Origin of the sequence: Tardiphaga sp. 20_F10_N6_6, assembly GCF_052076045.1 — a bacterium.
Lineage (GTDB): Bacteria > Pseudomonadota > Alphaproteobacteria > Rhizobiales > Xanthobacteraceae > Tardiphaga > Tardiphaga robiniae.
Genome location: NZ_CP197239.1, coordinates 2606227 through 2630940 on the forward strand (window position 1 = coordinate 2606227; position 24714 = coordinate 2630940).

Annotated in this window: 14 protein-coding genes; 6 read left to right on the forward strand and 8 right to left on the reverse strand. The window is 58.2% G+C overall.

The window, feature by feature from the left end; genetic code table 11:
- Positions 1-34: 34 nt before the first annotated feature.
- From AB7813_RS12645 to AB7813_RS12655, 3 genes are all read right to left on the reverse strand, one after another.
- On the reverse strand, positions 35-418 hold the full coding sequence (locus AB7813_RS12645) for a hypothetical protein (RefSeq protein ID WP_441228113.1): 384 nt from the start codon (positions 416-418) through the stop codon (positions 35-37).
- A 360-nt stretch (positions 419-778) separates the two neighbouring features.
- Positions 779-1000, reverse strand: a complete 222-nt coding sequence (locus AB7813_RS12650; RefSeq protein WP_441228114.1) for a hypothetical protein — start codon at positions 998-1000, stop codon at positions 779-781.
- Positions 1001-1525: 525 nt separating this feature from the next.
- Entirely contained in the window at positions 1526-1807 is a 282-nt protein-coding gene (locus AB7813_RS12655; RefSeq protein WP_441228115.1) for a hypothetical protein, read from the reverse strand.
- A gap of 419 nt (positions 1808-2226) precedes the next feature.
- On the opposite strand from AB7813_RS12655, the gene AB7813_RS12660 reads away from it, so the two are divergent.
- Positions 2227-3099, forward strand: a complete 873-nt coding sequence (locus AB7813_RS12660; protein WP_441228116.1) for a DUF4238 domain-containing protein — start codon at positions 2227-2229, stop codon at positions 3097-3099.
- A gap of 584 nt (positions 3100-3683) precedes the next feature.
- On the opposite strand, the gene AB7813_RS12665 is transcribed toward AB7813_RS12660, so the two are convergent.
- Complete coding sequence (locus AB7813_RS12665) at positions 3684-3929, reverse strand: hypothetical protein (RefSeq protein ID WP_441228117.1); 246 nt, start codon at positions 3927-3929, stop codon at positions 3684-3686.
- Positions 3930-4599: 670 nt separating this feature from the next.
- Between AB7813_RS12665 and AB7813_RS12670 the strand changes: the two genes are divergently transcribed.
- A complete protein-coding gene (locus AB7813_RS12670; RefSeq protein WP_441228118.1) occupies positions 4600-4815 on the forward strand; it encodes a DUF6894 family protein in 216 nt (71 codons plus the stop codon).
- Between the two features lie 2514 nt (positions 4816-7329).
- Complete coding sequence (locus AB7813_RS12675; protein WP_441228119.1) at positions 7330-8151, forward strand: universal stress protein; 822 nt, start codon at positions 7330-7332, stop codon at positions 8149-8151.
- 114 nt (positions 8152-8265) lie between these two features.
- Here AB7813_RS12675 and AB7813_RS12680 read toward each other — a convergent pair whose 3' ends face one another.
- The 4 genes from AB7813_RS12680 to AB7813_RS12695 form a co-directional block, all read right to left on the reverse strand.
- Positions 8266-9624, reverse strand: coding sequence for an HlyD family type I secretion periplasmic adaptor subunit (locus tag AB7813_RS12680; protein WP_320446779.1), 1359 nt, complete (start codon positions 9622-9624; stop codon positions 8266-8268).
- Positions 9625-9642: 18 nt separating this feature from the next.
- A complete protein-coding gene (locus AB7813_RS12685) occupies positions 9643-11964 on the reverse strand; it encodes a cadherin-like domain-containing protein (RefSeq protein ID WP_320446778.1) in 2322 nt (773 codons plus the stop codon).
- The gene (locus AB7813_RS12690; RefSeq protein ID WP_441228120.1) at positions 11961-13736 is read right to left on the reverse strand and encodes a type I secretion system permease/ATPase; all 1776 of its coding nucleotides are present in this window, start codon (positions 13734-13736) and stop codon (positions 11961-11963) included. The genes AB7813_RS12685 and AB7813_RS12690 overlap by 4 nt, the downstream gene beginning before the upstream one ends.
- Before the next feature lie 76 nt (positions 13737-13812).
- Positions 13813-21159, reverse strand: a complete 7347-nt coding sequence (locus tag AB7813_RS12695; RefSeq protein ID WP_441228121.1) for a peroxidase family protein — start codon at positions 21157-21159, stop codon at positions 13813-13815.
- Between the two features lie 508 nt (positions 21160-21667).
- Between AB7813_RS12695 and AB7813_RS12700 the strand changes: the two genes are divergently transcribed.
- Genes AB7813_RS12700 through AB7813_RS12710 form a run of 3 tightly spaced genes read left to right on the forward strand, consistent with a single transcriptional unit; the run spans position 21668 to position 24582 of the window.
- Entirely contained in the window at positions 21668-22339 is a 672-nt protein-coding gene (locus AB7813_RS12700; protein WP_441228122.1) for a response regulator, read from the forward strand.
- Positions 22340-22388: 49 nt separating this feature from the next.
- Complete coding sequence (locus AB7813_RS12705) at positions 22389-23771, forward strand: sensor histidine kinase (protein WP_441228123.1); 1383 nt, start codon at positions 22389-22391, stop codon at positions 23769-23771.
- Positions 23772-23784: 13 nt separating this feature from the next.
- Positions 23785-24582: a LuxR C-terminal-related transcriptional regulator gene (locus tag AB7813_RS12710; RefSeq protein WP_441228124.1), complete on the forward strand. Its 798-nt coding sequence runs from the start codon at positions 23785-23787 to the stop codon at positions 24580-24582.
- Positions 24583-24714 lie beyond the last annotated feature (132 nt).

Here is a 24714-nt window from a genome sequence, read left to right on the forward strand (position 1 = left end):
GTGCGCACGTAGATCTGATAAAAATCGAACCCCATTATCTGAACGTATGTCTTTGTAACGGCTTCCGATCCTCGGGCGACACCTTAAGCTCGGCAAGCTGAGCGTCCATTTCGTCCAATATCGACTGCTTTTCCTTTGCTGGCGGGGTCGCCATTCGGTTTCCCCACGCCAGATTCATCGCAGTGGATTTTGCGCTTATCAGAGAAAGCCGCCGCAATTTTGCTAGGATTTCCTCCGCCCGATCCAACGTCTTCACTAGGCGAGCTTCGATCCCCCAGACTTTGAAAACTTCGAGCTTTGGCATGAACAGCATAAAGGTGCACACCACCCCAAGTGCGCCGAGAAAAGTCGCTGACGTGACACGCTGGTTAAGCCCTTCGTAAGCGGACAGGATCAGTGCGCCCACGGAGGCGATCAAGCATAACGGCTTCCAAAGCTGGCTCCCACGGCTCAAACTCCGCTTACTGCAACCCACGATAGATGAAAACTCCTAGCGCTGCCGCTACGAAGCCGAGTAATCCCCGACTCAATGGCGTGAATAGCAACAAATAAATGTAGCTCGGCCACTTCCCATACGCCCGAACCAGCACCGGCACGTGGTCCAGCAATTCCCCCATATCCCTCTTCATCGCCGCCTCCATGTCGTTAGGAACATATTCGGAACGGATTGCGGCGGAAGTATGAGGTTTATAGTCTTATCAGGAAAATGCCCACAGCTGCCACGGCGATGAGCCAGATGGCCAGCACAGCAACCGGGGCGATCCTTCGGCGGCGCGGACTAGAATTCTGCATAGGCCGAGATCACGGAAACGCAGGTCCGCTTGCGCTGCACGCCCCTCAAGGAGCCGACGACCTTCATCACCTTGCCGAAGCCACAGGTGCCACTCTGGACGTAAACCACGGCGAAGGGATTCAGGGTGAGCGGCTCACGAGCGAGGATGGGTTGGGCGGACGCCTGCCCTGCCCACAGCAACACGATACCGACAATCGCCGTACGCATAACAAAACCCCATCACCCAACAACCGCATACAATACGTAAATTGAGATTTAGTTGCTTTGGCGAAAACGTCGCAGGCTAAGACCGCGCCGGTCGCTTCCGACCCTTTCGGAAGTAGCCCGCCTCGCAGCCACTTTTTCCGCCAGATCGCGGGTATCTTTAATCTTTCGCGTCCGCCCAACTTTCTCGGTAGCGGTTAGAGGCACTTCCGCGACCACAAACCGGGTGGGTGAGCAAGCCACCGTTGGTGAGGTGCTCGTCTTATTCGCTATCAGAGCGCCGACCACCATAACGACGCCTCCGAGCAGAATTACTCCGCCGGCTTGTTGTTCATTCATATTCCTCACTTTCTCTTGGTTGTTTTGAACAGCCCGCCATGTGCGAGATGCTCTTCCACGAAGCGCAGCGCCATGTAGGTCACGTACGCATTCGGAATTTTGAACGGCTTACCGACCAGCAGGTCACGGCGCCGCCGCAGGCACTCTGCGATGAACTTGGCACTGCCACGCTTGGTGTAGGTGGCTTCGTCAAACGCAGCCGGGACGAACGCGGCGTAGATTGGGGTGTTGCTCCATCCACAGCCGCGCCCGCTCAGCAACCGGGGCCTTTACAGGTTTGTAGGCCCGGTTGGCTGCCGCGCGGCTGGCGATATCATGAGGTTGCTGCTTGTCGCTGGCGAGGACGCCCTTGTAGTCGAGCAGCAGGCAGGCGGGTTGGGGTTGACGGACTTCCGGTGCGAAGGCGATGCGACCGACGCCATCACGAAAGTGCCGTTGCAGATATTCTTGACGGATATCGGCGAGGGTCATGACCTCACTTCCTTTAGTTCAAGCATAGCATCAAGGCTGGGGAGTTGGCATTCCATCGCCGCAGCGAGGGCTTTAAGTTCAACTAGACCGGCGTCACGTTTCACCCATCCAACGTGATTTCCATCCACGTAGATGCGGCCCATGGCGTCAATTAAAGCTTCATCTGAGTTCTCGACATCGCCGATAAGCTCTTTGATAGCGCTATGAAACTGCGACCTGTCAAACACGCGCCCGTGGAACGACCGTAAGGTGTTGGGAGATGAGATCGCCTTTCACTACGCGGACGATCCCCTCTGCCCTTATCATCATCGCCAAGGGCCGTTCGGCGAGGCTGTGCATAACGGCACGAAGTCGTTCGAAGCGAAGTACGGAACGCAGCGACAGATGCTAGAGGTTGCGCGCGGCTTACTCTAACCCTCTTGATCGATGAAGAAGCTCCCAAAGCATCACTACGTCCCTGTATTCTATTTAAACCAGTGGGCCGCCCAAGATGGCCGTATCATCGCATTCAGGCGACCCCGTACGGGGACAAGGTCGTCGCGACGCCGAAACCTCCAACGCATACCGGCTACATCCGTGGGCTTTACTGGCTCGGCGGTGCTGACCCTGTTCTTGCCAACCGCATCGAGACAATCCTGATGGGGCGGATAGACAGTAACGCTGCTGTTGCGCACCGAATGATCCTCAATGACAGCATTTCCAAGCTTCCGAGGAATGTGCGCCTCGCCTGGCCTCGTTTCGTTATCGGGCTATTAATACGCTCGCCGGCCCAAGTCGCGAATGTCTACAAACGGATGACCACCCCTACCACTCAAGAGTACAGGGAGCTTCAGCGCAATTATAGAAAGGACTTTCCTGGTGGGCGGTATGAGGACCTTCCCGCGGAAGTCATAAAGACTGGCGCCCTGCTTACCACGGCAAGGCTCATGCAAAATGCCGAGGTGGAGCAAATGCTTAACGGCATGATTTGGTCTGTTTATGACCTTGGCTTGCCGGAATTGAGTTTTCTTACTTCTGACCGTCCCGTAGTGATGTCAAACGGTGTCGGCAACAAGGGCGGACACCTTGCCATTCCCATCAGTCCGAAGAAGCTGTTTATTGCGTTCAGGGATGAGAAGATTAAGGCTGAAATTCAAGCCTTGTCACCGTGGCATATAAGGGATGCGGTAAATCTTTCGGTGGTGCGAAACGCCATAGAGGTCGTCTGGGATACGCATGCCAACCAACTCAAGATGGTGCGGGAAAATATGTCATTAGAGGCCAAGAACGACCTAAATTTCTTTCGCGCTTAGCCCTTGGGCATCCCACCTCTAGCAGAGGCCTCTTGCGGCCTCCCTGTTTAATTAGCTCGTCGATAGACGAGGCCAGGCTCACAGGGACTCGAACAGTAACCGTAGGCTCACCGTAGCGACCGCTGCCAGCTGGACGGCCAGCGCGGCGGCGAGTTCCGCCTCTTGCCTCTGATCGTGCGTGTCTGTCCACCATTGACCGATTCTGCTCTGCATATCTGATCCTGGCAATACGCTCTTGATGATCGGGTGCGTATCCGCTTCGCTACGGCATGCGCGTGCTTTCAATGACGATTGCGGCGGCGACGGCTGTGGCGCTCATAGCGACCGCAATTTTTTTGCTGTCAGTGGCCTGGCTCTAGGTATTACAAGAGAAGTAAGGGCAAGCCCAGCACCAGCAGGAAAATGACGAGGACCCCAAGTCCTAGATTATCGTCGCCCTTTACTTCTCTTGAGGCCGTCGGTTCGACCGCCGACATTTTCAGCCTGACAATAAGCCAGCCACTTATCGACGAGCCATCCAATGCCCGTCTGCTGACGCCTTAGATATATTTGATTTCCACCCATCACCATCGTTATGGCCCCCTCTACGAGGCCGCTTGAAGCGTGCGCGCTTCGAGAGCTTCCAAGTATTGAGCAATGGCTCTGTTCGAGAGCAGCAGGCGGCTCCTTACCCCCTGCCGGATCATGGTTTCAACCGAGCGGAGCAGAATGTGCGAGCAGAACTCTGCGTCCTCGATCTCGCCTGCCCGTGCAAGATAATCCCATGCAATTTGGATCGCCTCTTCCATGAGGACAGCGAGGTGAACCAGTTGGCCAGGATTGTTTCTCATGCCTATTCAAACGGCACGAATTGGATTCGTTCCGCGCTGCCACCTTCGAAGCTTGAGCTGGAGCGATCTTCGTCTCCCTCGCGGGTTCCCTAATAGGGCGGTCGCCTCAAGAGCTCCGGCAACCGGGAAATAGCCTTGGCAGTCCGCCTCGCCTCCTCCCGCCGCATGTGGGCGTCGGCATACTGGTAGTTCCGGGAATGCAAATCCTCGCGGTGCGATAGCGTTGAAAAACCCGGTCGCGTCGTACACCCAGAAGTAGTGGTCATCGCTTTCCTGCATCGACCACGGCGCCGGAAACCGCCGAAGGTTGTCCATCACATCCTGCGATGATCTGGTACGCCCCTGATGGCTTTGCCGCTGGGATAGGTCCGCTGCTTGAGCCGCTCTTCGCCGTTCAGCCGGTCACATTCCTGGCAAAGCGCATCGACCTTGTCCTGCATCCGCTTCAGAAGGGCGACAGCAGACGCGGTACTGATGCCGGCCTTCTGAAGGGATGAGATGTCTTTCTGCTGCCGCTTGATCCTGCACGCGCATGCGCGCGATCTCGGCCTTGATGTGGTCGAGTCCCATGAGCCCATTCCGGATGATGGCCAATAGAACAACGGTCAAGTCAACAGGCTTACGCCCGGAACTCTAGGCGCCCCTCGCAATTAACGGTGCAGGAGACAATATGCCCAAGTATCACTTTCCGATTGTAGACGGCACCAAGCTTCCCGATCCTACCGGCGTAAGCCTGAGGAACGACGAGGAAGCAAAGGACCACGCCAAGCTTATCGCCCGTACGGTTGGGGCCGCGGGTATAAAAGCTGACCGCAGTGTTCTCGCGGTAGACGATGACAACAACGAGGTGCACCGCGAGCGTGTGCCGAAATCGGGGGATGTTTAAGTCTGCCGCAGCCTGTTTTCTTCTTCAACCCCGCGGGCAATTCTTGCTTTCTTCACAGCCCGTGTATCAGGGAAGCCGCAGCCCAGCCGACGAGCCTCCTTCTGAACCGATGTTATTCGGCGCTTGAAAATAACGGCGCAGCGGGTCGCACTTACCCCGCTCCTCACCAGCTCAACGAGGCGGGCGCTATCTTCTTCCGTCCATGACCTTTTTGTCGCACGCATGAGGCCCAACCTCCCGGGCCGCATAACGCAATAGAGGCAGCAATTGTTCCGGGGAATAATTATAGTGGAATCGGATTATCCCAGGTGTAAATTCCATTCGTCCTCGAAAGATCCCGATGCTACCCAACACCGATCACATCATCCGCCCGCACTGCGCAAAATGCTCGACGCGTACCTACTTGATGCGGAGGTCGCCGATGGCCGAGAGCGTTGAGCTGAGGACATTTGAGTGCCCAACCTGCGGGGAGGTTGTTGAACAGGTAGCAAGACCTCCGTTGGACGCTACCTCCTGGCCGGAGACTTAGCTCATGTTCTCGAACGTCCGCATCGCCGTGACCACATTCCTTCCCAGGTAGGGCTTCGGGATAAACAGCGCGTTGGCCGGGATGCTCATCGGTCTCGCCTTCCCCGTCGTGATGATGATGTGAATAGGCGGCCACCGGTCGCGGACGGCGGCGGCGAGCTTGCACGACGACGGCGGAGTGCATAGCTCACGCTTCTTCGATGTTTGCTATAAGTTCGGTGATGGTGTCCCGGGCCCTCGTAAAATGTCCCAGGAGGCCGGTTCTAAGCTCCCACTTTTGTATGCCCGCAGCCGCTCCGCTGGAAGCTGCTACATCTTGCCGCGTCGCGATTTCCAGGGCTGTTGCGTGCTCACAACAAGGCCGGAGGATGACGCGCCTCCGCCACTGTGGACAATCCGCATTAGACCAAACTGCTGCCAATTTCTTTGACGATCAAGACCATAAGCACCCTTACAAGAGGCGCGAATTGGAAGAGATCGATCAGCGATTTGAAGCGTTTCCCGACCCTGTTAACAATTGGATAGTCTGGGATCGGATTGAAGACGATTATGCAGAGGTCGGGACGCACCGGCTTCGTTCATTGAGCGAAGCTCAGGCAAAAGCGTTTTGCTTTCTTTTGAATCGTCTCCTATCGTAAGCGAAGAGTGCTTCAGATAGATACATTCGAGCTTCTCCTCGATCTTGGCCACAACATGAGTGACGTTAACCGAGCTTTCTATTCGACTTTGAAGCCGGCTATAGCCTTTGATTGCAAGTGCGGCACGCAACTCCGGCAAGCTCCCGAGCTGGCCCAAGTAAGGCTCCATCTCCGAAAGATCAGCTGCTACATGTTTGTCCCAGCGGTTTCAGGCGGGCGGAGCATCGGCCAGCGAAAAAAAGCGGTGGCACGGCGAACTGGTGAAAACACGAAACGCCTTTCTAGCGGAGCTCGTACAAGCACCTCGCATTGTTCCGCTGATTGTTAGGGTGGTACTTCCCAACTTGCGCTGGCGGTGAAGGTTTCTGTGGGGCGCAACGGTTGGCGAAAAGAAAAGCCGCCCGGTCGCGGCCGGGCGGCTTTTTAGATGACGCCATGCTCGCCAAAGCCCGCGCCATCCTCCGCAACAGTGGGCGAAGTTACTTAACGGACAATAAACCGCGCTTCGGTGGGGCGGTGCTGCCGCACGAGGGATCCTACGAGTGCGAAGCGCCGCTTGCGATGCGAGGTTACAAAGGGTCTGGGAGCGATCGGCTCTTAAACGCGACCGCGGCAGCATCCAGTTTTGCGCGAGAATTCTCGACCCGCCTCATAATCTGCTGGGCTTCGTCTATGGTCAGATCGTGCTTGAATGCAAAATAACCTACCTCATAACCGTCGGACCAATCAGGATGTCTTCTTTCTGCAGATGCCGGCTTACTCGAGCTCATGCCCTAGCTTCCCCACAAGGCGACGTGTAGTGCAGTTTTACCACCGCGTGAAACTCAGTGTCCAGATGTCCAAAACGCCGCCGGTACCATGTCGATATGGACAACTGCGCACATTGGCCACAACACATCTCGGCGAGGCCCGAGGGCGTCGGGAAGCCAGCGTCCCGGCTTCGTCCGTCGCTCCCCGCTTCGAGCGGCTCAGGTCATCGAAATTAGGTAGAGGCTAGAGACCATTTAATTCGCCATCAATCTTGGTACTAGGCCGCTCAAGGTCCAGATGCATCTTCTCTGCTCGCTGGCCAATCTACTGTGCGAAGGCAACGGAGAATGCCTGCTGTATTCGTTCAGACGTCGTTCAGTCCCGCCGGCCCACTGCTGTGCAGTAGATCTCGGGGCGTCGCTCCCGCCTCTTGGCAGGGTCAACGTCATCTTTACATCAGTATAGCAAAGCGCCGTCTTGCATCTGGACTGGCCCGCCAGCGCGATCAGGGCAGATCGTTTGCACTGCAACCGGCAAAGCAGGTGCGCGAGGCGCGGAATGTGAACGGTTAGGCGCCATGGCCCTCAAGTCTCTGATCGTGTTCGTCAACCCGTCGCCAGGAGGCGTGGTCCGCACTCGCTATGCCGTCCGCCTTGCCGCTGAGCACGACGCGCACCTGATCGGCGTGTTCATCGCGCCTACAGGCTGGCGGCGAAATCCCGCCGATGGCTTCGTCGCCGGAGCCGTTGCCGTGCGGGAAATGGTGGAGCGCCACAGCCTGTTCGAGCGGGAGGCGGCTGAGGAGGCCATCAAGAATTTCGAGGCCCTAGCCGGCCGCGAGCGCGTGACCTTTGAATTCAGGTCCATCGAGGCCAACAACGCCGACGAACTGGCACGCCTGCATTCGCTTCACAGCGACTTAGTCGTCGTTGGCTATCCGTCGCCAGGCGGGCTGCCTGCGCAGGGAACTCCGGCGGGCATGTTGCTGGCGACTGGTGTTCCGTTTTTGATCGTGCCGGAGAGCTGGAGTAGCGACGGTGTCGCTAACAGAATCCTGTTTGCTTGGAATGCGAGCCGCGAGGCGCGGCGGGCGATTAGCGATGCGCTGCCGCTAATGAAGACCGCGCAATCCGTGACCGTGCTGGTGATTGATCCGAAGAAGAATGCGTCCCATGGCGAACAGCCAGGCGCCGATGTAGCGCACTATCTCTGCCGGCATGGCGTCATCGCCACCGTCGAACAACGACAGTCCGAAGGCAAAGCCGTCGCCGACGTGATTCGCGAATTCGCGACCCACGATGGGTCGGACCTGATCGTGCTCGGGGCCTACAGCCATGCTAGAACCAGGGAATTCATTTTTGGCGGCGTGACACGGTCATTGCTCAGGAACATCACAGTGCCGACTCTGATCGCCCATTGATCATATTCGTTTCGATGCACTGTAAGTGCACCGACGCAATCAATCATGTTCTCGCCAAAGTTTGCTCCCCGGGCAGTATTGACAGTAAGCGAACGCGACGCCGAGGCTTATATTTCACCGCTCTCTAAACGCCCGGTTCATTTGGTCAGCAAATGGCTTGACAAGGTATGACATTGCACTCCTCTCCTGCGTTGTCACAAAGACTTCCGCGGGCATTCCGGGAACCAGCCTGATCCCTTTTAACTGATTTAGCGCGTCCTCAGTTTTCAGCAAATGGACGTAGGCAATGTAATGCTCCTGGCCCGTTGTGGGGTCTCGCGAGGAAGCAGGCGAGACCATGCCCAACAAACCCTTCATTTCCGGCGTCGTGGTACGGTTAAATGCCGTGAGACGAACACGCGCGGCCTGCCCTTCACGAACCTGGTCAATGTCATTGGGCGAGATCTTGATTTCAAGTTTTAGCTCCGCGCTCTCCGGAACCACAGTGGCAATGCGCGCGGCTGGCGTAATGACGCCTCCAATTGTAAATGCCGAGAGTTCATTGATATAGCCAGTCACCGGCGATTTGATTTCGGTTCGCGATAGCCGATCCTCGATCGCAAGCTTGCGCTCGCTCAGTTCTGAGATCCGAGCATCGACGGTACGCAGATCACGCTGAGCTTCGGTGCTCGCGTTCTGGTCAACAGCAATGACCTGCACCTTGATTTCGCTGGCGCGAACCTTCGCTCTGGCGATACTGGCCGATATCTCGCCCCTTTCGCCAAGTATTCTGGCCCAGTCCCGATGAACTGAGTAGACACGAGTGTACTCAACGATCTTCTTTTCGAAGAGGCCGTCCATTTTATCACGCTCGGCGCCAACTAGTACTATCTCGTGTTCCTTGGCCGCAAGGCGAGCCTCCATTCCTTTAATTTCCTCTCCAGTTTGAATAATGCTGAGCCCAAGTTGCTCCTTCTGACTATCTCGGCCGATTTTGTTGCCGGCGAACAATCGCGTTTCGCCATGAACTACGCTGTCGGCAGAGGCCGAAAGACGGAAGAGATCCGTGGGAAATTCGATGCTGTCCAAATTATCGCGTTCGGCGATCAGGCGAGCTTGCCGGCCCATTGCCTCGCCAAGTTGTGAGCGCACTATGAGCAACTCCGCCTTGATCTGAACGTCGTCTAGCGTGGCAAGCACTTGCCCTTCTTGGACGAGATCACCTTGTCGGACCGCAAGCGACTTGACGATGCCGCCGTCCCGATGCTGTACCTCCTTGAGGTTTTGATCGACCTTCACAACCCCGGAAGCGACAATCGCGCCCTCCAAGAGTGCGAGCGCCGCCCAGCCTCCCAGTCCCACGATCAAAGCTACAACAAGCACCAAGCCAGCAACCATTCTGGGCCAAAGCCGGAAAGTCCTTTCGTCCGGGACTGTGGCCTTAGAGCCAATTGAGGCTGCTCCAGAGAAATGATCTAGATTCTGATGCTTCATAATTAGTTCCACACTGAATCAGGTGATAGCAGAAAATTGGAGATGGTGATGTCCGAGCAATTCAATCGAATAGAAATCGTCCGCGTCAGGGCGATCATGAACGTCGACCAATGTGACATCGACGCCGGCGTCACGGTTCTCAAACCGAAAACGAATCGGGCGATTGTCAACTTCGCCAGATAGGTAAATGTCGTCGAATAGGTCGGCTACGGACTCGGCACCAACTTCTCCAAAATAGCTGATTTCGTAGGTTGCGGCGACGATCCGGTCGCCAACTGTGAAATCGGTAATCTTACGTACGGTCATGGCCGATTGATCGCCTTCGCTCCGCTGATAGAATTCAAAAGTATCGTCACCCGCTCCTCCGCTCATGGAGACGTCACCCGTACCAGCGATAAGCCAGTCGTTGCCCGACCCGCCGATAACCTCCTCGAAGTCGGCGATGAGATCCTCACCCACGTCGGCCCCGCTAGCGGTGCCGCGCCTTAGATCAATCGTCACGCTCAGCGTGGCGGATGAATAATCCAGGGTATCGTGCCCATCACCGCCGCTGTAGTCGTCACTGGATGCATCAGCAGCGGCAACCACCCGATCAGATCCTTCGCCGGCATGAGCCATATCGCGCCCTGCTCCGTCAGCGAGCAGATCATCGCCGGATCCGCCATACAGCACATCGTCTCCCGCGCCGCCATCCATCCAGACTGCCTCCAACGCATCGGCGGAAATGCGGTCGCTGCCTGATCCCCCGATGATTTTCTCAATACTAGAGATCTCGTCGCGCCCCACGTCGTTGCCGGTCACGGTCTTGGCCGTCAGGTCGGCCACGATGCCCGCTGAAGATGCGGAATAATCGAGCGTGTCGAATCCTGTATCGCCTGCATAAATATCGGCGGCCGCGTCCGCTGCAGCGATCAGGTAGTCGTCGCCCGCACCGCCCCAAACCGCGTCGGATCCGCCACCATCGGAAAGAACATCGCTATCGTCTCCGCCTTCCAACAGGTCGTTGCCAGCTTCTGCGACAATAACATCGCGACCTGCCCCACCTGAGAGCTTGTCATTACCGGTGCCGCCATAGAGTGTGTCGGTTCCGTCGCCTCCCTCGGCCTTATCGTCTCCTTCGCCCGCCAGCAGGAGATCGTTTCCTGCCCCGCCGAAGATGACATCGTTTCCCTCATCGCCCGTCAACGTGTCGTCGCCATCTTCGCCGAACAGAAAGTCGTTTCCCGATCCGCCGAACACGATGTCATTGCCGGCGCCAGCGAATACGATGTCCTCCCCCGCGCCCGCATAGACGATATCGTTGCCAGAGCCGGACACAATGTGGTCATCGCCTGCATCACCAGTGATGCGATCAGCCGCCTCGCGTGAATCAATATTGTCGTTGCCATCCCCGCCAAGAATGGTGTCGGCGCAATGCGTGCCGAGCAGGCTGTCGTCGCCTGTAGTACCGAAAATAGGGGGCGCTTCGACTATACGGAAATATGCGGTCTGAACAACGGACACGTGACCATCGCTAATCGTGTAGGTGAGCGTCACATCGCCAGTCATGGAACCGTTGCGGACGAATTCCCATTCGACGTCTGACGTCCGGGTGAGTGTTCCCGATGAGGACGACAAACCGACTACTGTGAGGGAATCTCCGTCTGCGTCCGAGGCTCCGGAGAGCAACGCCAGCAGTGGTATCAGGAACGTCTGACAGCCAACCATGTCTTGCAGACGCACTGGTCCTGTTACCCGTGGCGCGCGGTTGCGGGCTTGATCCGCATCCGTCGGCCCGGGCTCAAGAGCAGGAGGCTTGTCGACCACACCAAGTCGCTGCAGCGGCTCAGGACTCTGGCCGCCACCTCCTCCGCCACCTCCTCCGCCGCCGCCACTTCCCGGCGAAGACTGGCCAGGCGAACGATGAACGGTCGCGGTCTTCATTTCGTCGGCGAATGAGCCTGTATCTACCCGAACCACCGGCGGCCTTACGGACTCCTTGGGGTCCCGGCTCTCGTTTTCCGAAAATGCGGCATCCAATGGCGCCGAAATGCGAAGCGGGCTCACGCTGTCTGACGATTTCGCAAGAACCGGGGTGGCGTCCTCGCTATCTCCGCTACCGATAACGGTGTCCTGCTCGGGTGCGCCTTGCTTGGTCTCGTCGTCTTCCCGCTCCTCCTTATCGTCCCGGGCTTCGAGCCGGATTGGCAAAAAGCTCTTTAGATATGCCGCGCATGCGGTAAGGAAGAGCAGAAAGGCAAGGGGGATGATGCTGCGCTTGCCATTCTGCTGCTCGACAAAATCCTCGCGCGACGTCTGCTTTGGATGCGCTTGCTGCGTGAGAGCCTTTACGGTGATCATGCTGGCCTCCGCGCCTCGACGTTGAATGCTGGTTCGTTCGGGACAGGGACAGCCTCGGAAGCTGAAGTTGCGGCCGGCCGCAGGCCCGGAGTCATGATGTCGTGCTTGTCGCCGAACGCGACCAGGCGTCCGTTCTGTACAATCGCGACCAGGCCGACCGCGACCAGCGCGCTCGGCCGATGGGCAATGACGATAGTGATCCCGCCGCGCGCACTGATACCCTCGATCGCCTTTGTCAGGGCCTCCTCACCTTCCCCATCCAGATTCGAATTGGGTTCGTCCATGATAACGATGAACGGATTGCCATAAAGGGCACGCGCCAGAGCGACCCGCTGCCGCTGTCCCGCCGAGAGCGCCGCGCCCTGCGGCCCAAGCTCGGTGCGATAGCCGTCGGGCATCTTCACGATCATGTCGTGAACACCGGCGGCCCGGGCAGCGGCGACAACCTTGCGATAGTCCGGGGCTGGTTCGAACCGGCAGATGTTCTCCTCGATGGTAGCGTCCATCAGGCTGACTTCCTGTGGCAGATAGCCGATGTGCTGGCCGATTTCGTCCTCGCGCCATTGAGTGAGATCAGCGCCATCCAGCCGGACGTTGCCGCGTAGCACGGGCCAGATGCCGGTCAGGGCTCGCACCAGGGTGGTCTTGCCCCCGGCGCTGGGACCAATGATGCCGAGCGCCTGCCCGGCCTCGAGTTCAAAGCTGATATCGCTCAGGATTACTTGGCCCGAGGCTGGGACCGCAACCGTCGCTTTTTCAACGCTAAGACGTCGGCTCGGCACGGGAAGCTGCATCGGTTGATCGACGGACGTTAAGGCCACCACCGTATCGCGAAGCCGCTGATAGGCCATCCGCGCCGCGATGAAGGACTTCCAGTTGCCAATCGCCAGGTCCACCGGCGCCAGGGCACGCGCAGACGCTACCGAACAGGCGATGATCGCACCCGCCGAGAGTTCGTTCTTGATCGTCAGATATGCACCGAGACCAAGCACCGCTGACTGCAACAGCATACGCAGCACCCGGGACACGGCGGCGAATGTGCCGGTGATATCGTTGGCCTTGGTTTGCAGTTCCAGATGATCGCCGTTGGCGTCGTTGAAGCGCCCGACGGCGCGGCCGGCGAATCCCATCGCCTTGAGGACATCTGCATTGCGAGCGTTGCTGTCGGCGATCGTGTTGCGCACGATCGCCGCCTTGCGGGTAGAAAGGCTGAGCCGCTTTGTGAGAATTTCGCTGATAACCGTCAGAACTGTGAGCACGAAGGCGCCCGCGAAAGTCAGAGCGCCCAATAATGGATGCAAGAAGTAGATGAACGCTAAGTAAATTGGCATCCACGGCAGATCAAACAGCGCCGCCGGCCCCTGACTTCCGAGGAAGCCACGCACCGTATCGACGTCGCGCCCGCGCTCAAGCGCCTCAGACGTCGAGAACCCGAATCGCGGCATATCGATCGCCACGCGGTGCGCGAGCGGCGCCACTTTCTTGTCCAGCCGTGCGCCGACGCGCACCAGAACCTGGGAGCGGATCACGTCGAAGGCTCCCTGGAACAGATACAGTCCAATTGCCAGTGTCGAGAGCACCAAGAGCGTTGGAATGCTGCCGCTGGTGAGCGCCCGGTCGTAGATCTGCATCATGTAAAGCGACCCGGTCAGGGCCAGCACGTTGATCATCCCCGAGATCAGGAAGAGGAAGATAACGATGCCGCGGAAGCCGCGTGTCAGCTCGGCGAGGTTCCGCCGCTTGCCTGGCGTCAGTTCTTTGGACTTGGCCATGCCTATGCGTCCTGGTTAGGGAACTGGAGAGAAGACAGGCAGGCAGGCGGCGCGGGGCGCCGCCTGCCTGTTGGTCTCAGAGACCGACGTTCGTGGCAGTCAGGTTATGGTGACCTGCAACCTCGAACTTGAAGTCCGCATCGGTATTCCCGTCGATGTTACCCTGGACGACGGTGAACTCGCCGTCTTCGCGCGTCTCGAAGGTCACCGCGAGTTGGCCCGCCGCGGTGAAGGCGGCGCCGCCGACCAGCGTGAAGCTCTGGTCGCCCGCCGTGCCGATGCTGGCGTCGATGGCCGTCAGATCGAGCCGGTCACCGGGTTCGAAGCTGAGAATGGTGTCGCCCTCGGCGGCCGAAGCCGAAGTGAACCTGAACGTGTCGCCACCAGCTCCGCCATGGATCACGTTGACTGCATTGCTCGCGGTGATGGTGTCGCTGCCGGACCCGGTATTGACGTTTTCGATGCCCCAGATGGTGTCGTTGCCCGTCTGGGAACTGGACGCCGTTCCGTTCGACATGGGCCCGGATCCCAGGTTGACCGTAACGTTCACGGTCGCCGCGGACATGTCGAGCGTGTCGATGCCGTTGCCGCCGTCACTGTCGTCGCCGAAGTAGACGTCGTTGCCGTCGCCGATCTCGGCCACGATCAGATCGTTGCCGGCACCGCCGAACACGGCGTCATCTCCTGCACCGGCATTGATGAGGTCGTTGCCTGCCTCGCCCAGGATGCGATCCGCACCTGCATCACCGTAGATGATGTCGGCATGGCCACCACCGAACACCTGGTCGTCACCAATGCCGGCGAAGATGACATCCCTGCCGTCACCGCCATTGACGAAATCCGCGCCGGCGCCTGCCGAAATCGCATCGGCTCCAGCGTGCCCCATCGCGATATCGTCTCCGTCGAAAGCGACGATGTTGTCATCCTGTGCCGTTCCGACCAATACGTCGGCCTGAGCCGTCCCGGCTCGAACACCACCGGTTCCTGAACCGGCAGTATCGGTGTCATCGTCGTCGTCACAGTCATCATCGCTATCGTCGTTGCCAGCCGTATCGTCGTCATCCTCGTCGTCATGGTCGCCGAACTGCGGCAGGCCATTGGGACTCGTGAAGGAGATGCTCTGGCTGGCGCTCGTCATCGTCGTCACGCCGCTCGCATCGGTCGTGACCTCGTAATCGCCTGGAACTGCCCCTTCCGGCAGCCGGATCACGTCCTGCGGCCGCAACGTCCCGATGATCGTATCGTTGCCGCCGTTCGAGCGGAACACGATGCGGTGCGCCGAGGTCAGGGCCGAGATGTCGACAGTATCGTCACCGGCATTGCCGTCGATGGTGATGGTGCTGAAGTTCAGGCTGGTGAACGGCGCATTGAAATTGCCGATGACCTGGATCGTGTCGCCGTTACTCGTACCTCCATCCGGAGTTGTCGGATTGTTGCCGTTGTTGATAGTGGTATTGAGCGTATTGACCGAGATCTCCTCGATATTGTCGAGTTCAGCAATGACCGTCGTCGTGCCGGCGACCGTGCGAGTAATGATGATCTCGCTATCGGCTCCGGTTACCTGGACCCCAGCCGCTAGGGCTGCTGCCCTGGCATAGATTATGAAAGTCTCGGCAGTGCCGGCTCGTCCGTTCACCACGAAGGTGTCGGTTGCACCGGCCTCGCCGTTGACCATGTCGAAGCCATCGGTATCGCCCGCTGCGTTGGCATTCCAGTTGATGGTGTCGTTACCGGTGCCGGCGAGGATGATGTCGCTACCGGTGCCGCCGCTAACCGTGTCGCCGCCGTCGCCGGCATTGATGTGGTCATTGCCGGCACCGCCGGTAATCGCATTGACGGCGGTGTTGCCGACGATGATGTCGTTAGCTCCGGTGCCGGTGATGTTGGCCGTGGTAACGCGGTTGATCGTCACCGTGGCCGGGTCGGTCAAAGTCCCGTCGCTGCCGGTGTAGGTGAAGGAGCCGCCGGCTGACGCATCATCGGAGAGGGTGATAACCCCCGCCCCTAGTGCCGGTCCAGCTGCAAGGCCGGTGGCACCGCCCACTGCAGTGATGGTGATCGGAGAACCCTCGGGGTCCGTATCGTTGGCGAGCAGGGCTGCCTGCAAAATGGAGAACGAGGTGTTCGCGGCTACATTGGTGATGACCGTGTCGTTATTGGCGGCCGGTGCGTCATTTGTGGCGGTAACATTCACCGTCGTCGTGGCGACCGCGCTGTCGAGCAAGCCGTCATTGACAGTGACCTGCAGGGTGCGTGCGCCAACGGTCGGATTCTCCGAGTTGTTGGAGTAGCGGACCTGCCCGATCGCTGTCTGGTAGTTGGCGAGCGAGGTGCTGCCAGTCAGGGTCAAGGTGATCTGACCGGCAACGCTGGCGTCGACCGCCGATGTGATGCCGCCTGGCAGTCCACCAAGTACCGTCAGCAGATCGCCTGCACTGGCATTTGTGAGAATGACACGGGCCGAGGCTATGGTCACGCCGTCATCGGTGATCCGAGAACCAGCGGCGATTGCGACGGCAGCGCCATTTTCTGCGTAGTTCGTCACATAGTTATTGCCTGGAGTGCCGGGCGTAGTGGTGGTCGTGGTGGTTGTGGTCGCGATGTTGAAGTTGTTGATCAGGACATATTCGCCGGCGCTGATCGCACTGGAGACGAACCGGATCGCCGAGTTCGGACCTGCACCAGTGAGGTTCAGAGCGACGCTGAACGTATCCGCGCCGTCACCTCCTCCTGAGGTTTCGTTGATCGTCGTCAGGACCGTGAAACTTCCAGGCGCAAACGATCCGGACTGAGAGTATTGAACTACAATGGACTCGCCGGCATCGATGCTGCTGGTGCCGTTGTTCCGATCGTAATCGAATGAAAGCGTGGCAGTCGTCACGCCGCTGAGATTGACAGTGCGCGTGATCTGCGCGCCGTCGCCAGCGGTGAAGCGCAGCTCGTTGGTTCCATTGTCGAGCTGAATCTGGCCACCGGTAACCACATTGCCGGTCGTGGTATCGTTGGTCTCGATCCAGGGTGTCCCCCCCCAGGCTACGCTGCCGTTGCTGTTGTTATGAGCGGCGGTATCGAACGTGTCACGATAGGCCTGCGCAGCTGTCGTGGTTGTCGTGGTGGTGACATCGCCGTTGAGATCCAGCGTCGGGGCCAGCAGCGAGATGTCCTGGTCGGTAAAGTCCAGGACCTCGATGTTACGCAGCGTGTCCGTACCGTCGGTCGCCAGCCCCCCGGTATGGGCTACGGTCAGGGTGCCATTGGGATTGAAGGTGATGTCATATTCGGCCCGTGCGCCGGAGAACACGGCCGTGTCGACGTCTGCAACACCGTTGCTGTCGACGGTCTCGCCATTGGCTTCCTGCGTGGTGCTGTTCCGGATCGTGCGGACGATACCCAGCTGGCCCGGATTGATGGTGCCATTGAACATGCTGGCTGCAAGGGTGGTCATGGAATTATGCAGCGCGATCGGTGTGCCCGCATGCTCGGTATCACCGGGTGCGAAAACTCCGATCTGCACGTCGAGCCATTTGTCGCCGTCGATGATGTCGTCGCCTTCCTGGCCGGTGATACGGTCGCTGCCGTCGCCGCCAAGAATGATGTCGCCGGCGCTATATTCAGTGACGCCAGCGCCCAGAACCGCCTGCAGACCGGCGATCAAGGCGATGCCTTCGGCGTCGAGCGCACTGCCCTGGTAGCCTTCGGTACCCCCTTGGAGAGTGGGGAGGCGATCGGCGGCGAGTAGGTTGGTGCCGGTCAGCACGTCATTGAACCGCGTGCCCGACAGGCCTTCGACCGACTCATACTCGTCGAGCGCAGCATTCTGGGGCAGCGTCGGGGCTTCGTCGAATATGATCGGGATCGACAGGTCGGCGTTCACGAAGTTCGGATTGTCCTTGTAGGTTGCCCAGTCGAAGCCGGACATGCCCACCATCTTGCCGCGGCCGGCGCTACCGACGAAAATTTCGTCGCCGCCCTCGCCGATGAACTCGTCGAACCCGCCATCGCCCAGGAATACATCGTGCCCGTCAATGGTGTCGTGCGAGAAGATCTCGTCGAAGTTATCGCCCGGCGCGCCGTCGAAGGTCCCGGTTTCGATCCAGTCATTGCCCTCGTTGCCGAGAATGCGCTCAGCGTTCTTGTTGCCGTAGATGAAGTCATTGCCGGTTCCGGCGAAGACCTCCGAGCCCATGTCGGTGCCTAGGAAGATGAAGTCCTGACCGTCATTGCCCATGACGAGATCAAGTCCGGGTCCGGCATGAACCACGTCGTTGCCGGCGCCTGCCTTGATGTTGTCGTCGCCGCCGCTATCCTTGATGATGTCATCGCCATCGCCACCGTTGATGATGTCGTTGCCGAAGCCACCTTCGAGCTTGTCGTTGCCACCGTCGCCGAACAGCGTGTCGTCACCGATACCGGCAATCAACGTGTCCGCGAGCTCAGTGCCGCCGAGAACCACGTGTTCGCCGCCGGTGTAGCGCAGGTAGTTTGTGTCTGTGCCGGGGGTCGTCGGGTCGTTGCGGACCACCAGGGGTGTCAGGATGCCGCCGCCCACCGGATCGGTGCTCTCAAGAATTCCGTCTCCGTTCAGGTCGTTGAACTGCCGGGTTGTATCCACTTCCAGGATGAGACCGGGAGTGGAGAACACATCCGACGGCAGGTGCGTCGCATCGGTATTGCGCATGATCAATGCGGCGAAGGAGTTGTTCTCCATTTCACCGAACAGATGCAGACCATCGAGGCGCTGCAGGTAGTAGAACCGGTCGCCGCTCTGCAGGTTCTCCATCTGGACTTCGAAGACGAAGTTGAAGGTCGAACCAAGCATGCCACCGAAGGGCATGGTCGCTTCGGCAAGGCCGCCGATCCAGAGGTCGACGTTGTTAAGACCGCCAAGCGCCCCGGCTGCGCCATAGGCGCCCAGACCGTTGAGGAAGTCAGACGCGTCTGCCGGAACCGCAAGGCCGCCGACAGAAACGCCGCTAATGATGGTCAGCGCCGCGTCGCGCTTCCCCTCAAGCGTCGCCTGACTCGTGATCAGCGCATGGGTGCCGTAGGAGGCGATGAAGTTGATAATCGAGGCTTCGTTCTTGAGGTGACCGGCGAAATCGACCCAGCTCTCATAGGGCTTGAGCAGGGAGTCTTCGTTGGTTGCCTCATAGAACTGCTGCCGGGCCTCGTTCAGAGTCGGCACGCCGGTGTCACGGCCGCGAGCGAGGTTGATGGTCGCGAGATCGAGCGGCAGACCCAGCAGGTTGTTGCGCAAGGCGCTGGTGACGAACTCGTCGATCTGGTTGCCCGCCTGTCGCGTCATGCCGCGGATGATGGCGCCTGCCGCGATGTCGGCATCGACCGTCCCGGTGGTGCCGTTGTTCATGAACTGCAGCGGATTGAGGAAGCCCTCGATCAGGCCGATATGGTCGGCGTTGAAGGTTGGGTCGAAGCGATCAATCGTTTCGGTGAGCATAGAGTGACCGAAGCGATAAACCACATGAGCGAACTCGGCGACGATCGAGGGATCGAGCGTCACGTCATAACCGTCGGGAACCAGGAAGACGTTGATGTTGGGCTGGATCTTGCGGGCGAATTCCTCGAACACCAGATGCTGATACTGCATCTCGGTGCCGAACTTGGCCGCTTGGAACAGGCGTTCGCCATCCCAAATGAGGTCTGCCGGGCTGGCCGGCACGCTCGCCACGTCATCGATCAGCCATTCGTTCAGGAAAGCGACCGCCTCCGCCTGCGATGCACCACCGTCGAGCAGAGCTGTAGCGTCGGCCAATACGACGGCCTTGGTGTGTTCGGCGAGCCGGTTGTGCTCAGAGTGGAAAACATGGTGGACGGCGGTCAGGCCGATGTTCTCGTTTGCGCGGCCGTCACCGGCGACGAAATGCGCGTCGAGGAGTTCGTTGTCATAGAACCCGTCAGTCGCGCTGCCGTCACCATTGCCGAGCCCGATCTCGATATCGCCATCTTGGAGGCCTGTTGGAACCGCATTGTGAGCGATGTCGGCAAGGAAGGCGTGGCCGGTGCGGACTGCCAGATGGACCAGGTCAGGCAGCGCATCGGCGTCCGGACCATCCGGCACGGTATTCACGAGACTCAGCGGAGCGTCAGGGGTGCCCGACGCCAAGAACTGTGGCGGCCCCGCCATCACGACCTGCGGGAAACCTGTAATGGGATCCGGGATGAAGTTGCCGTACTGGTCGGTAGCAAGCAGAGGCAGATTGCCGACATGAGCGTCGACCAGTTCAATTCCCAGGATGTTGCGTGCCTGAGCCTTCAGGTCGGCCCAGGTCGCCATCCCACCATTGGCGCCCTCGATGAGTCGGCCGGTTGCAACCGGCTCGCCAGCGGCGTTAAGCTCATATTCCCGCAGGAACACCTGATGCGACGGGTGCGAGGTATAGGTCTGGTTCTGGTCAACGAACGAGGTGGTGGTGTTGACGGGACGGTCGGTATCGTCCGCAGTTCCCATCACGCCATCGGCGCCAGGTCCCGCCAAGGTGGCGCGGGTCAGCACCATGAAATTAGTCGTACCACCGGGAACGTATAGCGGATCGTCCGGCATCAGCGGGATGAATACCGTGCCGTTGCCGCCCTTGGCGACAAGGTCGAGCCCGTGATCGAAGAACTGGCCGAAGAGTGTGAACCATGAGTTGAAGGGTGCCGACAGGCCCTCGTCCGGGGCCGTGTTGGTGATCTTGACGTTGGCTCCTTCGAGCTCGATGCCGTTGGCGGTGAGCAGCGCCATCAGGTCATCATCAACAGTATCCAGCGCCGCCTGTGCTGCCGACAAGGCCGCCGCGGTGGCTGCCGCGGCAGCTTGAAGATCCGGATTGCCCGGGCTGGCGGATAATGCAGCCTGCGCTTCCGCGTCCGCCCGTTCGGCGTCGGACACAGCCTTGAACTCATCGGCGAGCGGCGCGTAAGCCGCCGAAATTTGCGCCGTGACAGCCATCTGGTCAGCCGGCGCCACGATCCCGGCGCGCTGCAGCCCGGTCAAAATGGCCGACGGGTTGCCCAGCGTCTGATCCACGATCAGGTTGGAGATCGTTCGGACATAGGGATCGAACACATCGCCGGGACCGGCGGATCCGGGGCCGTCATTATCGACACCCGGCGTATAGGTGACGGGCACCATCGGCGCGGGCCCCGGCCCGTCGGGATCGACCATGATGGTGCGGAATTGGGTGCCCAGCCCCTCGGGAAATTCATTGTCTGCGGCGCCCAGCTCCGGATTCAGCAAGTTGTTGTATGTGCCATCGACCGTGCGCAGGCCCCAACTAAGATTGTAGGTCGGTATGGACCCGGTCGGTCCGAACAGGGGTTTGCCCTGAGCACCGCCCGTCCGTTCGAACAACGCATGGTCCTCAGCGATCTTGATCTGCGCGAGGATGAAATCGAGATCGCTTCTGATGTACGAGACCATAGTGCTCTCCTGTTGCTAGAGCCATGCCGTCATTGGCCACGGGTCTGGCCATTTTTCTGACGGTCGAGATGCTCTACAAGTTGCGCCTGCTCCGGCTTCGGAGAAACTGAGAAAGGTCTGAGCGTCGCTAAGTCAAAGGTCGCACTATCATCGGACCTTTGTCTGAGGATCGGTAAATTGATAGCGATCCGAGCTGCAGCGGGAGAATCTGGTGCACCGCGAAGTCAGGCGGGCATTGCCCGACACCCAGCAGCTTGACCACAAGCAACCAGACGATAGAGAATGAGGAACGATCGTCCCCTGACATTCTTTTCTAATGCGATCTTCACGAAGATTGTCTCGCCGGCCGTGAAGTCACGTCAACTACATCGGCGGTGCCGGCACAGAATACACGGAACGTCCCCGACGGCGCGTTTTCTAAGCATGCAAATTGCCTGACACTCATCAATACTCAGCGTTCTCGACAAGCTGATCGTCCTTCGTTGATTATTTAGCGAGGCCAAAAGCAATGAAAGTGGTGGATATTGCTGTGGTGGACGGCCATCCACTGATGATCGAGGCGGTCAGCGCTCTGGTCGGCCGAACGCCGGGCGTTAAAATCGTAGACACCGGGACAAACGCCAATGACGTAATTTGTATCGCGTCCAGAAGCCGGCCGCGCGTTTTGATAACTGATGTCGATCTGCCAGGAAGCATTTTTAGCGCAATAAAGATTGTGCCCCTCTTGTCGCCCGAAACGAAAGTACTGATTTTTACCGCCGCCTCCGGCGTAGCGCCTGCTGTGCGGGCACTAAACGCGGGCGCGATGGGTTATGTGCTTAAATTCAACGCTACAGCGGACCTTCTGAATGCCATCGTGGCTGTCGATCAAGGCCAAACATATATCACGAAAGCTTTTTCGGATCAGGCTGCCATTTATTTAAAAAATGAAACGCTTCGTCGAAGAGCTGCGGAAGCGGTAACGTTGACTATGCGCGACGAACAGATCATTCGATTACTTGTGCGCGATCAGTCTAATGAGGAGATCAGCGACGCTCTGCGGATTTGCAAGACGGATGTTGAACACCACGTGGCACGCCTGACGCAGAGAATGCACGCTAGAAATCGGCTCGAAGCATTAATCTCCGCCTGCCATCTTAAAAAGACGGCCAACAGAGTAAAAGCCTGGACAATCAACTGAAAAAGTTAAAATTGCCAAGCTCGCGACCATCCTGCGCAATGGAGGCCGAATGTTTTTGCAATCCGGCGGTCTCGGCAAACGACCAAGACTCCTTCGGCAGTTCTTGAGCGCAGCCGCCGCTACTATTTTCCTTTCGATGGCTCTCCTGTCCTTCTTCATCTCCCGCCAGCTTGAGTCCAGCCTGATGCAGACTGCTGCGGAGGAAGGCGCCATTGTAATCGACATACTCCTCGGCCCGTCCCTCCAAGAACTTGCTACGTCCAAGACGCTTTCGCAGCCGCAGACAGAAAAACTGGACGAATTATTGAAAATAGCACTTGGCGACCGCACCAAGGCTGTAAAGATCTGGTTGCGGGACGGCACGCTGATATTTGCGACTGACAAACAGCTAGTCGGCCAGAAATTTCCGTCGCTTCAATTGGACACTGCCTTTCGTGGCAGCGCATTTGGCTCGCTGACCAATTTAGGAAAGGAAGAGAACCAAGCAGAACGACATCTGGAGCTGCCTCTTATAGAGATATACGCGCCAATTTATCGAAGCGGTACCCGTGAAATCATTGCCGTAGGTGAAATTTATAATAGCGGCCTTCGCTTGCAGTCTGAATTGAAGTCGTTTCGCTGGGCTGCCATAGGTGTCGTAGGCGCGGTAACTGCCCCAATGATGCTGGCTCTTCTATTCCTGGTGTGGCGGGCGAGCGCCATTGTGACTGACCAGCGACGGGAACTTCAAAAAAGGGTAACCGAAGCCACGGCGCTGTCAATTCAGAACGTTGAGCTTCGACAAATCTCCGAGGCGCTGAAGGATGATGTATTTCACTCAAACGAGCGCTTGCTGAGTCAGATCGGTCAAGATCTGCATGATGGTCCAGTGCAACTAGTCAGCATTCTTGCTCTCAAGCTCAGCGAACTAAATTATCAAAATCACTCGGAGCTGGACATTGATAAATCAGAAAGCGAGCTAAAAACCAATGTCGAAGATCTTACAGCCGCCATTCTCCGGGAACTGCGCGACATCTCAGTTGGCCTCGTGTTACCCGAACTCGATGGACTTAGCATCGCGGAAACTCTGAATTTTGCTATTGATCATCATGAGAAGATCACAGGCACATCGGTCAAACGCACAGTAGGCCCAATAGCGTTTGAAGCATCCGCAGCACTTCGTGTATGCGTATTTCGCGTGGTTCAGCAGGGGCTGAATAATGCTTACTTTCACGGAAAGGGCCAAGAGCAGCGTTTAGTCGCATACGAAACTAATCAGTGCATCACCATCACCATCACCAATCGTGCGCAATTTTCGTTTGAGAACAAGATGCGTATAGGCGGACTAGGGCTGCCCGGGCTGCGCCGCCGTGTCGAAGCCTTGGGTGGCAGCTTCAGTACAAATCGAACCGAGGAAACAATGTGCGTGAAAGTCACCTTTCCGCGGCATTAGCGGCCGACTAAAAATGAGTACCCCGAAAGGCGATGAGGGCAGCCGCAAGAATTTCTATTTACACATTGATCTTGGAGCGCTTAGTCTGTGTGCATATTTTTTATGCGCGTTTATTCATAGAGATCTCGGCCATATTGTGGGGCGTTCGGACATGATCTCCATTGCGTTGATAGACGACCATCCATTGATGGTCGAAGCAGTTAGTTCATTGCTCCTGCGAACTGGCGGGTTTGAAATTCTGGCCACCGGCGGTTCAGCGAACGACGTGATTGAAATCGGCAGGACGACAAGACCACAGGTCATGGTGGTTGACCTAAATATGCCTGGAGACGTCTACGCGGCCATAACTTCAACAGTCACTTTGGAACCTTCGACTAAGGTTATTGCCTTCACAGCCGCAACAGGGGTTGAACCAGCAATTCGGGCGCTTGATTCAGGCGCAAGCGGCTACGTGTTAAAGGGCAGCAGCGCTCGCGAACTCATAGACGCTATAATGGCTTCCGTTGGGGGTGAGACTTACATTACTCAGCATTTTGCAAGCCGCGTTATTGCGGCACTGAGAGACACGTCATTGCGCCGACGGGCTGCGGAAGCGGTCAAGCTTAGCACGCGCGAACAGCAAATCGTCCGTCTCCTGTTGCATGGAAAAACAAACAAGGAGATTGCACTGACAATCCATATCAGTGAAAAAACCGTGAAGCATTACATGACACTCCTGATGCAAAAGCTTCAGGTCCGCAATCGCCTCGAAGTCGTAATCGCTGCGCAAAAGCTAGATGCGCGTTCTGGAACCACGGCGCTGCACTCATAGAGCCGCTGTGGAGTCACCAAAGCCTGCAGCTCCAACATGAACCCAGGCTCTCTCTTAGCCGACGTTGCCCTGGTCGCAACGCAGCACCGAACTAGGTGAATCGGGTTTTATCGGCGGCGGCCGAAAACGGTC

Coding starts and splice junctions, on each gene's coding strand:
- AB7813_RS12650 (WP_441228114.1), bottom strand. CDS start 1,000: ATGCGTACGGCGATTGTCGGTATCGTGTTGCTGTGGGCAGGGCAGGCG.
- AB7813_RS12655 (WP_441228115.1), bottom strand. CDS start 1,807: ATGACCCTCGCCGATATCCGTCAAGAATATCTGCAACGGCACTTTCGT.
- AB7813_RS12665 (WP_441228117.1), bottom strand. CDS start 3,929: ATGAGAAACAATCCTGGCCAACTGGTTCACCTCGCTGTCCTCATGGAA.
- AB7813_RS12670 (WP_441228118.1), top strand. CDS start 4,600: ATGCCCAAGTATCACTTTCCGATTGTAGACGGCACCAAGCTTCCCGAT.
- AB7813_RS12680 (WP_320446779.1), bottom strand. CDS start 9,624: ATGAAGCATCAGAATCTAGATCATTTCTCTGGAGCAGCCTCAATTGGC.
- AB7813_RS12685 (WP_320446778.1), bottom strand. CDS start 11,964: ATGATCACCGTAAAGGCTCTCACGCAGCAAGCGCATCCAAAGCAGACG.
- AB7813_RS12690 (WP_441228120.1), bottom strand. CDS start 13,736: ATGGCCAAGTCCAAAGAACTGACGCCAGGCAAGCGGCGGAACCTCGCC.
- AB7813_RS12695 (WP_441228121.1), bottom strand. CDS start 21,159: ATGGTCTCGTACATCAGAAGCGATCTCGATTTCATCCTCGCGCAGATC.
- AB7813_RS12700 (WP_441228122.1), top strand. CDS start 21,668: ATGAAAGTGGTGGATATTGCTGTGGTGGACGGCCATCCACTGATGATC.
- AB7813_RS12705 (WP_441228123.1), top strand. CDS start 22,389: ATGTTTTTGCAATCCGGCGGTCTCGGCAAACGACCAAGACTCCTTCGG.
- AB7813_RS12710 (WP_441228124.1), top strand. CDS start 23,785: ATGAGTACCCCGAAAGGCGATGAGGGCAGCCGCAAGAATTTCTATTTA.